Raw genomic sequence first — 14,005 nt, 5'->3', positions numbered from 1 at the left:
TTACGCACGCCGGGGGCTGTTGGGAGCCGTCGGGGCACCCACCCGGGGCAACCCCCAGCCGTGGGGGGACGTCTTCACGTCGCCGAAGCTGAGGGTGGCGCCGGTCCGCGAACGACGGCGAGTCGCCCCGCCGAACCCGCCGCCGCCCGCCCCGCGCGCGTCGGTCACCCCGCCGGCGTCGCCCCGAGGGCGGCGGCCAGGGCATGTTCCTGATCCGGGGTGATGCCCAGGGCGAGCGGTACCCGGCGGGGGCTGTACGGGGAAGAACACACCGGGATCGGGTTGGCTTCCGTCACCGCCCACCGTGGCCCACCGGCCGGGTCGGGCTCCCCCACCAGGGTCGCGGCCAGTTCCCGGGCGGCGTCCGCGCGTATCCCGCAGTGGGCCAGTGCGCGGGCGACGGTGTCGGGGGCCTCGGCGGGCAGGTCGGCGTCGCCGAGCATCGGGAGCAGGAGCAGCAGGCGCTCGGACGGATCGGTCAGGCCTTCGCCACCGTTCTGGGTACTGGTGGCGAGGGTGACGAGCTCCGTCCACGACAGGCCGGGGCGGGCGTCGTCGGCGCCGCACTGGCCGAGATGGCCCAGGCGCCCCCATCGGGGGTGTCGGACGAAGAACTCGACGTTGTTCTCGTCCTCCTCGTTGGCGTAGACGGCATAGGCGGTGTGCCCGCCGTCGAAGCGGAGCCGCAGTACCGGTCACGGCAGGTCGGGGTTGCCGAGGCGCTCCACCATCTCGTCGTAGGCGGACGCGTCCACACCGTACGGCTCGGAGGGCTCACCCGGATCGCCGATCGTCAGCATCAGATGGGCTAGCCAGAAGGCGGGCTCGCGTGCGAGCTCCTCGCCCGCGACCAGCTCGCGGTCCTGCACGTACTCGGGAACGTCCATGCTCATGGGAGGAGGGTAAGGAGCATCCCGGACGCGGCCTGGCGCGGGGGCACGTCGGAGCGTGCGGGGGCTCCACCAGGGCCTGTGCGGAGCAGCGATCGTGGTTCAGATGATCGCCGAAGCCGCCGGCCACGTCGTCGTGGACTCGACCCCCGCCCGCGCCCACCACGACGCGGCCGGCCCGGTCGTGGACGAAGAAATCCTGTCCGCCCTGGGTACGGCCGCCGAGGCCGAGCCGGATCCGGAGCGCGGAGCACCTCCGGCGGCGGCGCGACGTTGCGGTGCGACGGAAGGCGGCTGCCCCCGGCCGCTCCGGCGGCGGTCCGACCTGCACGGTTCATCTGTCGGCCGACCGGCACCGCCGTCCACTGTCTGTCGTTCGTGGTCAACCCCGGACAGGCCGGCGACAAGGCGTACTCCTCCCGCGCGGCGCCCGGGGCGCATGCGTCGCCCCGCTCAGCGAAGACCGCGCTTCTCGCGTTCGGCTTCGATCAGCTCCTCCATGAGTTCCTCCGGTCTCACCCTGTACTCGGTGTCATCGAGGGCGTCGTAGTCCTGGGTGCTCAGCGCGATGCCGAGATCGGCGAGTTCGGCGGCCAGCCGGGTGAACGCGATTCGCTCGTCGGGCTCGTCCTGGTAGCTTGCCCGCTCGGCAGCGGCCCCCTCGGTCAGGGTGCGGCCGACCATGCCCCAGAAGGTGAACTCGGTGTCCAATTCCGTGAGATGCCAGGCCCGTTCCGCGGGTTCGTCGGGGTGCAGCCAGTAGCCGATCCACCCCTTTCCGCCCTTCGCCACGAGCTTGACGTATGTGGCCATCTCCGCGGCTGCGGCGTTGACGGCCTGCATCTCCGGGTCCGCGAGTTCCGTTTCGCTCAGATAGCTGGTGTCCAGGAGCGGGTGAACCTCTCCTGCCTCGAAGAAGTCCAGGTCGAGAAGGCGGGTGAAGTCGGTGCGCCCTTCCCACTGCGCCACCAGGAGAACGCGCAGATCGTCGGGTACCGGACGGCCGTCCAGCCGCTCGCGGGAGAACTCGGCGAGCCGTTCGTCGTACATACGCCCCCTCCAGAGGCCGAAGCAAGATCCTCACGTCAACGTAACAGCGGTGTCCGACAAGAGGCCGAGCACGCCGGCGGCTGCCGACCACCCTCGTGATCCGGAACCGGAACACGGCCTAAGGGCTGACCGCCAGGAAGAGGTACGCGGCCAGCAGCACGATGTGGACTCCGCCCTGGAGCAGTGTGGCGCGCCCGGGGACGATGGTGAGGGCGCTGACCACGACGGTGAGGGCGAGCAGCACCATGTGGATCGGGCCGAGGCCGAGCAGGAGCGGGCCGGAGAGCCAGATCGAGGCGAGGGCGATCGCCGGAATGGTCAGGCCGATGCTGGCGATCGCGGATCCGTAGGCGAGGTTGAGGCTGGTCTGGACGCGGTCGCGGCGGGCGGCCCGGACGGCGGCGAGGGTCTCGGGCAGCAGCACGAGCAGGGCGATGATCACACCGACGACCGCCTGGGGCAGTCCGGCGGCCGCGACGGCCCGCTCGATGGTCGGGGACACGGCCTTGGCGTCGCCCACCACGGCGACGAGCGCGATCAGCAGCAGGGCGAGGCTGACGAAGGCGGCGCGGGCGGTGGGCGGGTCGGCGTGTTCCTCGCCGCCGGCCGCACCGCCGCCGGTGTCCACGGGCAGGAAGTAGCTGCGGTGACGGACCGTCTGGACGGCGACGAAGAGCCCGTACAGGGCGAGCGAGGCGACGGCTGCGAAGGTGAGCTGTGCCGTGGAGAACTCCGGTCCCGGCTTGCTGGTGGTGAACGTCGGCAGGACCAGACTGAGGGTGGCCAGGGTCGCGACGGTGGCCAGGGCGGCCCCGGAGCCCTCGGGGTTGAACACGGCGACCCGGTTGCGTAGGGCGCCGACGAGCAGGGAGATGCCGACGATGCCGTTGCAGGTGATCATGACGGCGGCGAAGACGGTGTCCCTGGCCAGGGAGGCGGTCTTGTCGCCGCCGTCGGCCATCAGGGTGACGATGAGCGCCACCTCGATCACGGTGACCGCCACGGCGAGGACGAGGGAGCCGAAGGGTTCGCCGACGCGGTGGGCGACGACCTCGGCGTGGTGGACGGCCGCGAGCACCGCGCCCGCGAGACAGAGCGCGACGAGCGCCACCGCGAATCCCGGTAGGTCCCGTCCCCAGCTGAAGACGAGCGCGACGAGCGCGACGACGGGGACGACGACGGTCCAGTCGGTCAGGAACGATCTGCGGGTTGCCGTACTCATATCGGCCAAGTTGCCAGAATTGTCCCGACGGTGCGGCGCAAGGCGCGCCTCCTGGCGCCTCTCGTGGCATTTCTCACGCGATCCCGGGCGTGGCGGGGGGGGGCGAGCGCGCGGGTGCCGAGCGGCCGTACGCGGGGTGCCGCGGACGCCCGGACCGGCCGGGGAGCACCTGGGTGGTCCGGGCGGACGGGCCGCGGCCTCGGTGCGCCGGCTCGCCGGCCGGCCCGGGGCGGCGGCCGGACCTGCGCCCCGGAACGGACGGCCGGGATTCCCGCCGGTCGGCCCCCCGGGGGGCGCGGTCGGCGCGTACCGTCACATCGCGCGGTCGTGGCCCTCCCAGTAGGGGTCGCGCAGCCGCCGCTTGTAGAGCTTGCCGTTCGGGTCGCGCGGCATCGTCTCGATGAAGTCGACCGTCTTGGGGCGCTTGTAGCCGGCGAGCTGTCGCTCGCAGTGGTGCAGGATCTCCGCGGCCAGGGCGTCGCCCGCCACGAAACCCTCGGCCGGTTCGACGACCGCCTTGACCTGCTCGCCCCAGTCGGCGTGCGGGATGCCGAAGGCGGCGGCGTCGGCGACGGCCGGGTGGGTGAGCAGGGCCGACTCGATCTCGGCGGGGTAGATGTTGACCCCGCCGGAGATGATCATGTCGATCTTGCGGTCGCGGAGGAAGAGGTAGCCCTCCTCGTCCATCAGGCCGAGGTCGCCGACGGTGAAGAAGTCGCCGATGCGGTTCTTCCGCGTCTTGCCCTCGTCCTTGTGGTAGCTGAAGCCGCCGGTGTTCATCTTGAGGTAGACGGTGCCCAGTTCGCCGGGGGGCAGCCGGTTGCCGTCGTCGTCGAAGATGGCGAGTTCGCTGATCGGCCAGGCCTTGCCGACCGTTCCCGGCTTCTTCAGCCAGTCCTCGGCGGTCGCGAAGGCGCCGCCGCCCTCGCTGGCCGCGTAGTACTCCTCCACGCACCGGCCCCACCAGTCGATCATCGCCCGTTTGACGTGGTCGGGGCAGGGCGCGGCGCCGTGGATGGCGTGCCGCATCGAGGAGACGTCGTACGCGTCCTTCGTCTCCTGCGGGAGGGCCAGGAGGCGGTGGAACTGGGTCGGCACCATGTGGGTGTGCGTGCAGGCATGGCCGTCGATCAGGCGGAGCATCTCCTGCGGGGTCCACTTGTCCATCAGGACCAGCGGATGCCCGATGTGCAGGGCCGCGCCCGCGAATTGGAGGACGGCCGTGTGGTAGAGCGGCGAGCAGACCAGGTGGACGTTGCCGTCGAAGGGGCGGATGCCGAAGATACCGAGGAAGCCGCCCAGGTACGTCTCCTCCGGGAGCTTGCCGGGCAGCGGGCGGCGGATGCCGCGCGGGCGACCGGTGGTGCCGGAGGTGTAGTTCATGACCCAGCCCAGCGTGCGGCCCTCGGGGACGGTCGCGGGCTGCCCGTCGAGGAGCTGCGCGTACGGGCGGAAGCCGGCGACCGCTCCGACGGCGTAGCGGTGGCTCGCGGGCAGGGCCGCCTCGTCGGCGGCGGCCGTGGCGGCCTCGGCGAAGCGCTCGTGGGCGATGAGGACCTTGGCGCCGGAATCCGAGACGATCCAGGCGATCTCGGGGCCCACGAGGTGGTGGTTGACGGGAACGAGGTAGAAGCCCGCCTGCGAGGCGGCCAGGTAGGCGGTGAGGAACTCGACGCCGTTGGGGAGGACGACGGCGAAGACGTCCCCCTTCTCCAGTCCGGCGGCGCGCAGGCCGTGGACGAGACGGTTGACGTCGGCGTGCAGCCGGCCGGCGCTCCATTCCTCGCCCTCGGGGGTCACGAGTACGGTGCGCCCGGGGTCGGCGGCGGCCTGGGCCCAGAAGCCGTTGGGCGGCTGCTGGTCGGTGGCGGGGGTCGTGGACGTCGTCGCGGTCATGTCGGTCACGCCTCTCGGACTCGGCCGGCGATGCGGTTTATGCGGTCGATCGTCCTCTCGAAGCCGCTGGTGAGGTCGTCGAAGACGGCCTGGACGCCGCGTTCCTCGGTCATCCGGCCGACGATCTGGCCGACGGGGGTACCGAGCAGGGGCGCGATCTCGTACCTCTGGATCCGGGAGACGGCCTCGGCGACGAGCAGGCCCTGGAGCGGCATGGGGAGCGCGCCCGGACCCGCCGGGTCGTCCCAGGCGTCGGTCCACTCGGTGCGCAGCTGGCGGGCGGGCTTGCCGGTGAGGGCGCGGGAGCGGACGGTGTCGCCGGAGCCGGCGGCGAGCAGTTTCTCGGTGAGGGCGCGCGAGTGGAGGTCCGCCTCGGTGGTGGTGAGCCAGAGCGAGCCGAGCCAGGCGCCCTGGGCGCCGAGGGCGAGGCCGGCGGCGATCTGCTCGCCGCTGCCGATGCCGCCGGCGGCGAGGACCGGGAGGGGGGCGACGGCCTCGACGATCTCGGGCACCAGGACCATGGTGGCGATGTCGCCGGTGTGGCCTCCGGCCTCGTAGCCCTGGGCGACGACGATGTCGATGCCGGCGTCGACGTGGCGGCGGGCGTGCTTGGCACTGCCGGCGAGGGCGGCGACGAGGACGCCGTGGTCGTGGGCGCGCGCGATGACGTCGGCGGGCGGCGAACCGAGGGCGTTCGCCAGGAGTTTGATCGGGTAGTCGAAGGCGACGTCGAGCTGGCTCCTGGCGACCTGCTCCATCCAGCCGGTGATCCGCCAACCGGAGGCCTCGCCCTCGGCGAGCTCGGGCACGTGGTGCTTGGCGAGGGTGTCGCGGACGAAGGCGCGATGGGCGGCCGGGATCATCGCCTCGATGTCGGCCTCGGAGATGCCGTCGACGGCCTTTTTGGCGGGCATGACGACATCGAGGCCGTAGGGCTTGCCGTCGGTGTGCGCCTGCATCCAGTCGAGGTCGCGCTTCAGGTCGTCGGGGGCCGTGTAGCGGACCGCGCCGAGCACACCGAAACCGCCCGCGCGGGTGATGGCAGCGGCGACCGCCGGGAAGGGCGTGAAGCCGAAGATGGCGTGCTCGACTCCCAGTTTCTTGCTCAGCTCCGTCTCCATGGGCGGCAGGATGCCGCAGCCCGCCGGCCGAGGGAAGAGATTTTCTGATGCAGTGTCAGATTCTTTACGGGTCGGTCGGTGCGGAGGGTGCCCGATGGGCGGGCAGATACCCACTACCGTGCGGATCGCCTGCGGCGCGCTCGACGGGTACCGGGCTCCGGCCGGCCGGTCCGTTCGCGGCGCGCTCGACCGGTACGGGTCGCGGGCCGGGCACGCGGACACGCGGGCTCCGGGCGGAGCGGCGGGCCGGCGTAGAGGCGGGCCGGCACTCGGCACGCCCGGAGGACGACGGTCCGCCCGCGGCGGCCGCGGGAGCCGTGCGGACAGCGGGGCTGCGGGCGCGGAATGCGCACGGCGGGTGCGGGTGTTGTGGGCGCGGGTTGCGGACGAGGAGGACCGGACATGGCAGCGGACACGGGGGCCGAAGCGGTGGCGGAGGTCGGCACGGAACGGCCGGACGACATCGGTCGTGAGCGACCGCACGACCGTGGAGAGGGAAGCGAGGGAGCCGAGGGAGGCGACGGCGTGGCCACACCGGGCCGCGGGCTGAACCGGCGGCGGCTCGGCGCGCGGTTGCTCGCGCTGGGCGGGGTGCTCGTCCTGCACGCGGCGCTCCCGGGCTCCGCCGGCGCCGCGGGCGGTCCCGCCGAACGGCGCGCGCTCCAGGGGCTGCGACTGCGGTACGGGTCGGCGCGCCAGGCGGGCCTGTCGGAGCAGCACCTGGAAGGAGTCGCGGACGAGGCCCGGCGCTTCCTGGGCCCCTCCCCCGAACACCCTTACTACGCCGGGGCGGTGGTCCTGGCCGGCCGCGGCCGCACCATCGCCCTGCACCGCGCCATGGGGTACGCGGTCCGGTACGCGGACTACGACGGCCGGGCCGACCGGGTCCGGGAGTTCCCGGCGGCCGAGCGGATCGCGATGTCCGAGGACACCGTCTTCGACCTGGCCTCGCTGACCAAGCTGTTCACCTCCGTCCTGGCGGTGCAGCAGATGGAACGCGGGCGCCTGGAGCTGGAGGCTCCGGTGCGCCGGTACCTGCCGGAGTTCGTCGGCGGCGGCAAGGAGATCATCACGGTCCGCCAGCTGCTCACGCACACCTCGGGGTTGCGTTCCTGGGCGCCCTTCTACCAGGAGTCCACGCGGGAGGGGCGACTGAGGCTTCTGTGGTCGGTCCGACCGCAGGAGACCCCGGGGACCGTCTACCGGTACTCCGACCTCAACCTCATCGCGCTGCAACTGCTCCTGGAACGGATCACCGGTCGCACTCTGGACACGCTGCTCCGCGACGAGATCACCGCTCCGCTCGGGATGCACCGCACTCGTTACAACCCACCGCTCTCCTGGCGCCGTGTGATCGCCGCCACCGAGGTCCAGCGCCCGCCCTGGTCCGGCCTGGACCGCGGGTTGGTGTGGGGCGAGGTCCACGACGAGAACGCGTACGCGCTCGGCGGCGTCGCGGGCCACGCCGGGGTCTTCGGCACCGCCTGGGACCTGGCCGTCCTGGCCCGCACCCTCCTCGACGGCGGGGTCTACGCGGGCAAGCGCATCCTGCGCCCCGCCTCCGTCGAGCTGCTCTTCACCGACTACAACACGGCCTTCCCCGGTGACGACCACGGCCTCGGCTTCGAGCTCTACCAGCACTGGTACATGGGCGCCATGGCCACCCCGCACTCCGCCGGGCACACCGGCTTCACCGGCACCTCCCTGGTCCTGGACCCCTCCACCGACTCGTTCCTGATCCTGCTCGGCAACTCCGTCCACCCCGTGCGGACCTGGCGGGCCGGCAGCGCGCCGCGGGTCGCGGTCGGCAACCGCTTCGCCCGCGCCGTCCCGGTCCGCACCCGGCACGGCGGCGCGGCCTGGTTCTCCGGCATCCTGCCCGGCGCCTCGGGCACCCTCACGCTGCCGCCGCTCGGCCCGGCCACGGCCGCCGCCCGGCTGCGCTGCGCCGTGTGGTGGGACACGGTGCCGGGCGAGGGCGCCCTGCACCTGGAGGCCTCCGCCGACGGGGAGCACTGGGAGCCGCTGCCCTTCAGCACGCTGCGGTCCACCGGCGGCGCGCCCGAACAGTGGCCGCGGGGCTCCGTGAGCGGCTGGTCGGGCCGCGTCTGGCACCGCCTCGAAGCCCCCCTCACGGCCGCCTGGGCGGGACGCGAGGTACGGCTGCGCTTCCGCCACACCGCGACCGGCCGCTACGTAGGGCGCGGGGCCTACGTGGACGTCGTCCGTGTGGCGGAACCGGGCCGGCTGCTCTTCGCGGAGGACCGCCCGGCGGACGCCGACCGCATCGAGGCCATCGGGTGGACCCGATCGACGGACTGACCGCTCCGACCGGGTAGGTGGCTCAGTGGCGGACCAGGCAGAAGGGGTGCCCCGCCGGGTCCGCGTAGACGCGCCAGCCGCGCCCGTCCGAGCCGTCGAGCAGAGTCCCGCCGGCCGCCAGTACCTCCTCCTGGGCCCGGTCCAGGTCCGGGACGCCCAGGTCCAGGTGGAACTGCTGCGGCCGGGTGGGGTCGGGCCAACGCGGGGGCACGTGGTTCAGGGCCTGCTGGAAGGCGAGGACCGGGCCCGAGGGCGTGTGGAGCGTCGCCCAGCTCTCGTCGAGCGCCCAACGCCGGTCCTGCTGGTTGACGTTGCCGCCCAGCAGGGAACGGTAGAACTCGGCGAGCGACTGCGGATCGGGGCAGTCCAGGACCACGCACTGCAGTTCAGCGATCATGGTCGGATCCTAAGTCCTGTCCTGTCGAGCGGAGGAGATCGGGGAACGGCGCCGACGCTTGCCTCGGGCGGGGTCCTGGCGGGCGGCGCCGGCCGGCCGGACGACCTCCACCGGTAGCCCCCGCGCACGGGCCGCGGCCACCGTGTGGCCCGTCCCGCCCTGCCTGCCGCCGGGCCCGCCGTCCCACACCGCGACCAGGAGTTCGGCCCGGCCGAGCAGGAGTCGGTCGGCGGCGGCGTAGGCATCCGTGCCGGCCCTTCGGTACGGCATGACCTCGACCTCGGCGGCGGCCTCGACGAGGCGGTCGAAGGCGACGGCGTCCGGGCCCTCCCGCATCCGCGCCCCGTAGTCGTCCGAGGGGAGCACCGCCACCAGCCGCCCGCCCAGGGCGAGTACGGCATGCCCGAAGACGGTGTCGGCGCCGGGGGCCAGGCAGGACATGCCGGTGAGCTCCGCGGCCGGGTAGCGGCCGAGCAGCGTGCGCAGCGCCTCCTCGACCGGCGCGACGCTCGCCGCGGTGAGGTTCACGTGGCCGGTCACCGCGATGGTCGCCATGGCTGTACTGCTCCGCTCCGAGGGCCGGTGTCGTCGCCACGGGCGGGTGGCGACGTTCCCCTGATGCGGAGTCGACGCGGTCGCCGGCGGTTCGTGTCCGGCCGGAACCGCGCCCCCTGGAGCGGGAGCCGTTCGTCAGCGGTCCGGGAGCGTCTTCTGGAGCCAGTCGAAGACGACTTCGCAGTGCAGCTGCGGGGCCATCGGGGAGCAGTGCAGCTGCGCGCCTTCGGCGGCCGTCAGTTTCAGGTAGTCCTTGGGCGAGGTGAGGGCGTCGTACATGCGGCGCGGCTGGCCGGGGTAGAACTGCTCGCCCTCGTAGTCCAGTACCAGGGTGGGGGCCTTGATCCGGCCGACGACATCGGTGATGGTCAGCGCCTGGATGCGGGTGGCGGGCGTGTAGAAGTCGGTGAACAGCTTGCCCTGCCGCGCTTCGAGCATGGCCGGGATCGAGAAGGGCTCGAAGCGCTTCTTCATCACGTCGGCCGCGTCCGGAGGCAGTTCGGGGACGACCTCCTTGTTCCAGATGTCGTTCGTCTCCTGCTTGTCGGGGGTGAGGATCTGCCGGATCTCGGGCGGGAAGCCCAGCCACGGCTCCACACAGCCGGGCATGGCGACCAGCGCGGCGATCCGGGACTCGAAGGCGGCCGCCCGCGGGGCGAGGTCGCCCGCCATGCTCAGGCCCGTCAGGGCGATCCGGCCAGGGTCCACGTCGGGGCGGGCGGACAGCCAGTCGACGAGAGGGGTGACGACCTTCTCCCAGGTGGGCGTGAACACCACCTGGTCCACGAAGAGCAGCTGTCCCTGGCCCGGCCCGTCGTAGACGAGCGCGTTCCAGCCACGGTCCAGCGCGGCCGGGACCCCGTAGGTCCACATGTCCACGTTCTGGCCGTCGCTCCCGTTCGTGAGGATCACCGTCGGGCGGGGGCTGCCGCTCGTGTCGGGGCGGAAGAACCACACCGGCAGCGGCGTGCTGCCGTAGGGGACGTTCGCCTTCACCGGCGCGGGCTCGCACAGGTCACAGAAGGTGTCCCAGGCTCCACGCCCCGCCTTGTAGAGCTGTTCCTCGCTGCCGGGGTCGTCCGACCCGAGGACGAAGAAGAGCGCCTGGCCGTAGTACTGGGCGGCGCGCAGCGCCCGGAACTGCTTGGTCCGGGTGTCCGCCGGCGCGCCCGGAGGTGCCTTCAGCAGCTGGTCACCGAGGGCACGGAAGGTCTTCACGTACGACTGGGCGCCCAGTCCCGAGTCGTTGATCGCGTTCACGGCCGTGAGGACCTCGCCGACCTCGGCGGCGCCGGCGCCCGAGGCACCGAGCGCGAGGAGCCCGTTGAAGTTGTAGCCCGGGTCCTTGAACAGGGTCATCACGCCGGGGGTGAGACCGCCGGCGGCCGCGGTGGGGGTGGCGGTGCCGCTGGACTCCGCCGCCGGAGCGCCGGAGGCGCCGCCGCGCGCGCAACCCGCAGCGAGGGCCGCACCGGCCCCGGCGGTGAGCAGGGCGCGTCGGGTGGGGCCGGTGTGCCGATCACCAGGTATGCGGTTCATGCCTCCGGAACGTAGCGCCGACCCGGCGCGCCGGCCTGCCGTCCCGCCGCGCGCGGTCCGCGCCGAGCCCGCCGTCCGTACCCCGGCCGTCGTCGTGCGCGGCAGGTGGCGGGGCCGGGGGCCGGGGTGGTGGCGCGGTCTTCCGGGGGCGGGCGCTCTTGCGCCGTCCGGGGTATGCGGGGGCGGGTTTCCCCACCCCGACCGCCTCGGCGGAAGGACGGCGGCGACGATCGCACGCGGCCCAGCGTACGTATGGGCCCCGACCGGCCGGGGGGGGAGGCCGATCGGGGCGGGCCCGGGCCGACCGGGGGGGTGGCCGGCCTGGGCGTGTGAGGGTGGGCGCGCGGTCCCACACCTGGATGAACGGTCAACCAATCCGGGAAGTTCCCGGCCGGGCCGGCGGTTTCCGGCGGCACCGCCGGGGTCAGCCCTCGGCGAGGACCGCGTCGAGCATCCGCCGGGTGATGGAGGTCAGTTCCGGGAGGTCCGGGGCCGATCGGGAGCGTGCGAGGGCGCCGGCCAGCCGGTCGTAGAGCAGTCCGTCCGTCCAGGCGACCAGCAGTTCGGCGGCCTCCTCGGGCCGCCGCGCCCCGAGGGCGATGAGGATGGCCGTGGCGCGGGCCCGGGCCCCCTGACCGGCCCGGTGGAAGTCCGCCTCCAGTTCGGGGTTGCGGGCCGCTTCGAGGCTCAGCTCGAAGCGGGCCAGCTGGCGGGCGCGGCCCACCGTCAGCCAGCGGTGCAGCAACCCGGCCAACGCGGCCGCCGCCGCCTCCCGGTCCACCGGCGCGAGCCCGGGCTGGGGCGGGGGCGGGGGCGAAGGCCGGGACGGGCCTTCGCCGCCGACCTCGCCGACCTCGCCATCGCCGACCTCGCCGCCCGCATCGCCGACCTCGCCGAAGCCACTGAGCTCGCCGACGTCGCCGAGGTCCAGCTCGGCCAGTCGCGCGTAGCAGGCCCCGATCAGCGCCGTCCTCGTACGGAAGTAGTACGAGGTGCTCCCGGCCGGCAGCCTCGCCGCACCGTCGACCGCGCGGTGGGTCAGGCCCCGGAGCCCGGCGGCGGCGACGAGGTCGATCGCGGTGTCGGCGATCAGCGTTCTGCGGTCCGCCGCGGGCGGGCCCGTACGGGGGGTGGACATCAGGCCACTCTACAGCTGTAGAGTGACGGCATCGGACTCTACACATGTAGAGGATCCGGTGGAGGAGAACCGAGGAAGAGGAAACGGGGGACTCGTCATGTCGACGGTTCAGCGACACGCGGTCGTGGCGGGCGCGGGGATCGGCGGGCTCACCGCGGCCCTGGCCCTGCACCGGCACGGTTGGCGGGTCACCGTGTGCGAGCGGGCGGCCGGGCCGACCGCCGTCGGCGCCGGGATCGTGCTCGCCCCCAACGCCCTGCGCGCCTTCGACACCATCGGCTTCGACATCGCCCGCGCGGCGGGCCGCGCCGTCCCCGCCGCGATGGGCCTGCGCCGCCCGGACGGCCGCTGGCTCAGCCGCGCCGACACCGCCGCCCTGAGCGCCCGCTTCGGCGGCCCGCCGCTCGCCCTGCACCGCTCGGCCCTCGCCGACGCCTTGGCCGCCGCCCTTCCCACCACCGCGATCCGCTACGGCGTCGCCGTCACCTCCGTCGACGACGCCGACGGCTCCCCCGTGGTCCGCACCGACGCCGGCGACCTCGACGGCGCCGACCTGGTCATCGCCGCCGACGGCATCCACAGCCCGCTGCGCCGCCAGTACTTCCCGGGCCACCCCGGCCTGCGCCACAGCGGCGAGACCGCCTGGCGCACGGTCCTGCCGGCCGCCGCGCACCTGGCCGGGACGGCGACCGCCGAGACCTGGGGCCGCGGCGAGCGCTTCGGCGTGGTCCCGCTCGCCGACGGCCGGACCTACCTCTACGCCACCGCCGTCGTCCCCGCGGGCCACCGTCCCGCCGACGTCCGCGCCGAACTCCTACGCCGCTACGGCACGTGGCACGACCCGATCCCGGCCCTGCTGGACCGGATCGACCCGGCGGCCGTGCTCCAGCACGACCTGTACGACCTGGCCGCGCCGCTCCCCCGCTTCCATCACGGACGCCTGGCCTGGCTCGGCGACGCCGCCCACGCCATGACCCCCAACCTGGGTCAGGGCGGCTGCCAGGCCGTCGAGGACGCCGCGGTCCTCGGCCACCTGCTGGCCGACGCCGGCCCCGCGCAGGTCCCGGCCGCCCTCGCCGCCTACAGCGCGGCCCGCTGCGCCCGCACCGACGCCATCCGCGTCCGCGCCCGCCGGGCCGGGCGGGTCGCCGCCCTTCGCCACCCCCTCGGCGTGGCCGTCCGCGACCTCGCCGTCCGGGCCACCCCGGCCCATGTCACCACCCGGGCGATGGCTGCGCTGTTCGACGGATTCGCGCTCCCGGACGGAATGGACACCGTGCCCAAGGGCGTTGGTGCTCGTTGGTGAGGTTCGCCGACTGTTCCGACGCGAAGGCAGGCACAGACACATGACGACCGACATCGACTGGGACCACCCGACCGACCCCAGGGAGGGCACCTGGCAGCTGGACCACGTCAAGCTCTACGCGGGCTCGGGCGGCTCGGAGGGCCAGTACTGGAACGGCACCCAGACCCTCCTGCTGACCACCCTGGGCCGGGTGTCCGGCAAGCCGGTGCGGACCCCGCTCATCTACGGCGAGGCCGACGGCAATTACCTGGTCGTCGCGTCCAAGGGCGGCGACCCCGCGCACCCGCTCTGGTACCGCAACCTCTCCGAGCACCCCACGGTCCGCATCCAGGTCGGCACGAAGATCATGCAGGGCACGGCGCGTACCGCCACCCCCGAGGAACGCGCCGCGTACTGGCCGGTGATGGTCGGGCACTGGCCCGCGTACGACGAGTACCAGTCCAAGACGGACCGCGAGATCCCGATCGTCGTCATCGAACCCACCGGATGACCACGACGGCCCGGCCCGTGCCCGAAGGCGCGTGCACGGGCCGGGGCGCGCACCGCGGGAACGGGCCCACGGGAGTCTT

Annotated in this window: 13 protein-coding genes; 3 read left to right on the top strand and 10 right to left on the bottom strand. The window is 73.6% G+C overall.

Annotated elements, in window-relative coordinates:
• Positions 1-164: 164 nt before the first annotated feature.
• The 6 genes from ACWG52_RS33580 to ACWG52_RS33555 all read right to left on the bottom strand — a co-directional run bounded on the left by ACWG52_RS33580 (position 165) and on the right by ACWG52_RS33555 (position 6,179).
• Positions 165-443 (bottom strand): hypothetical protein, encoded by a 279-nt coding sequence (locus ACWG52_RS33580; RefSeq protein WP_453126788.1) that lies wholly within the window; start codon positions 441-443, stop codon positions 165-167.
• A gap of 252 nt (positions 444-695) precedes the next feature.
• A complete protein-coding gene (locus ACWG52_RS33575) occupies positions 696-893 on the bottom strand; it encodes a hypothetical protein (RefSeq protein ID WP_453126786.1) in 198 nt (65 codons plus the stop codon).
• A 450-nt stretch (positions 894-1,343) separates the two neighbouring features.
• On the bottom strand, positions 1,344-1,940 hold the full coding sequence (locus ACWG52_RS33570; protein WP_453126784.1) for a hypothetical protein: 597 nt from the start codon (positions 1,938-1,940) through the stop codon (positions 1,344-1,346).
• A 118-nt stretch (positions 1,941-2,058) separates the two neighbouring features.
• On the bottom strand, positions 2,059-3,162 hold the full coding sequence (locus ACWG52_RS33565; protein WP_389806993.1) for a calcium:proton antiporter: 1,104 nt from the start codon (positions 3,160-3,162) through the stop codon (positions 2,059-2,061).
• Positions 3,163-3,474: 312 nt separating this feature from the next.
• Positions 3,475-5,058: an acyl-CoA synthetase gene (locus tag ACWG52_RS33560; protein ID WP_389806994.1), complete on the bottom strand. Its 1,584-nt coding sequence runs from the start codon at positions 5,056-5,058 to the stop codon at positions 3,475-3,477.
• 5 nt (positions 5,059-5,063) lie between these two features.
• Positions 5,064-6,179 (bottom strand): nitronate monooxygenase, encoded by a 1,116-nt coding sequence (locus tag ACWG52_RS33555; RefSeq protein ID WP_389806995.1) that lies wholly within the window; start codon positions 6,177-6,179, stop codon positions 5,064-5,066.
• A gap of 402 nt (positions 6,180-6,581) precedes the next feature.
• Here ACWG52_RS33555 and ACWG52_RS33550 point away from each other — a divergent pair, with 402 nt between their 5' ends.
• Positions 6,582-8,501, top strand: coding sequence for a serine hydrolase (locus ACWG52_RS33550; protein ID WP_453126782.1), 1,920 nt, complete (start codon positions 6,582-6,584; stop codon positions 8,499-8,501).
• A gap of 22 nt (positions 8,502-8,523) precedes the next feature.
• Here the strand turns inward: ACWG52_RS33550 and ACWG52_RS33545 are convergent, their stop codons facing one another.
• From ACWG52_RS33545 to ACWG52_RS33530, 4 genes are all read right to left on the bottom strand, one after another.
• Positions 8,524-8,898, bottom strand: coding sequence for a VOC family protein (locus ACWG52_RS33545; protein ID WP_389806997.1), 375 nt, complete (start codon positions 8,896-8,898; stop codon positions 8,524-8,526).
• A gap of 9 nt (positions 8,899-8,907) precedes the next feature.
• The gene (locus ACWG52_RS33540; RefSeq protein ID WP_453126779.1) at positions 8,908-9,453 is read right to left on the bottom strand and encodes a hypothetical protein; all 546 of its coding nucleotides are present in this window, start codon (positions 9,451-9,453) and stop codon (positions 8,908-8,910) included.
• Positions 9,454-9,588: 135 nt separating this feature from the next.
• Entirely contained in the window at positions 9,589-10,992 is a 1,404-nt protein-coding gene (locus tag ACWG52_RS33535; protein WP_389806999.1) for an alpha/beta hydrolase family protein, read from the bottom strand.
• Between the two features lie 424 nt (positions 10,993-11,416).
• Positions 11,417-12,130 (bottom strand): TetR/AcrR family transcriptional regulator, encoded by a 714-nt coding sequence (locus ACWG52_RS33530; RefSeq protein WP_389807000.1) that lies wholly within the window; start codon positions 12,128-12,130, stop codon positions 11,417-11,419.
• Between the two features lie 97 nt (positions 12,131-12,227).
• On the opposite strand from ACWG52_RS33530, the gene ACWG52_RS33525 reads away from it, so the two are divergent.
• Entirely contained in the window at positions 12,228-13,436 is a 1,209-nt protein-coding gene (locus ACWG52_RS33525) for an FAD-dependent monooxygenase (RefSeq protein ID WP_389807001.1), read from the top strand.
• Between the two features lie 40 nt (positions 13,437-13,476).
• Positions 13,477-13,926, top strand: a complete 450-nt coding sequence (locus ACWG52_RS33520; protein WP_389807002.1) for a nitroreductase family deazaflavin-dependent oxidoreductase — start codon at positions 13,477-13,479, stop codon at positions 13,924-13,926.
• The last annotated feature ends 79 nt before the right edge of the window (positions 13,927-14,005 follow it).

The sequence above is a fragment of the Streptomyces sp. CLCI03 genome (genome assembly GCF_053615355.1).
The sequence above is the reverse complement of the archived record's forward strand: the minus strand, read 5'-3'. Positions and strand labels throughout refer to the sequence as shown.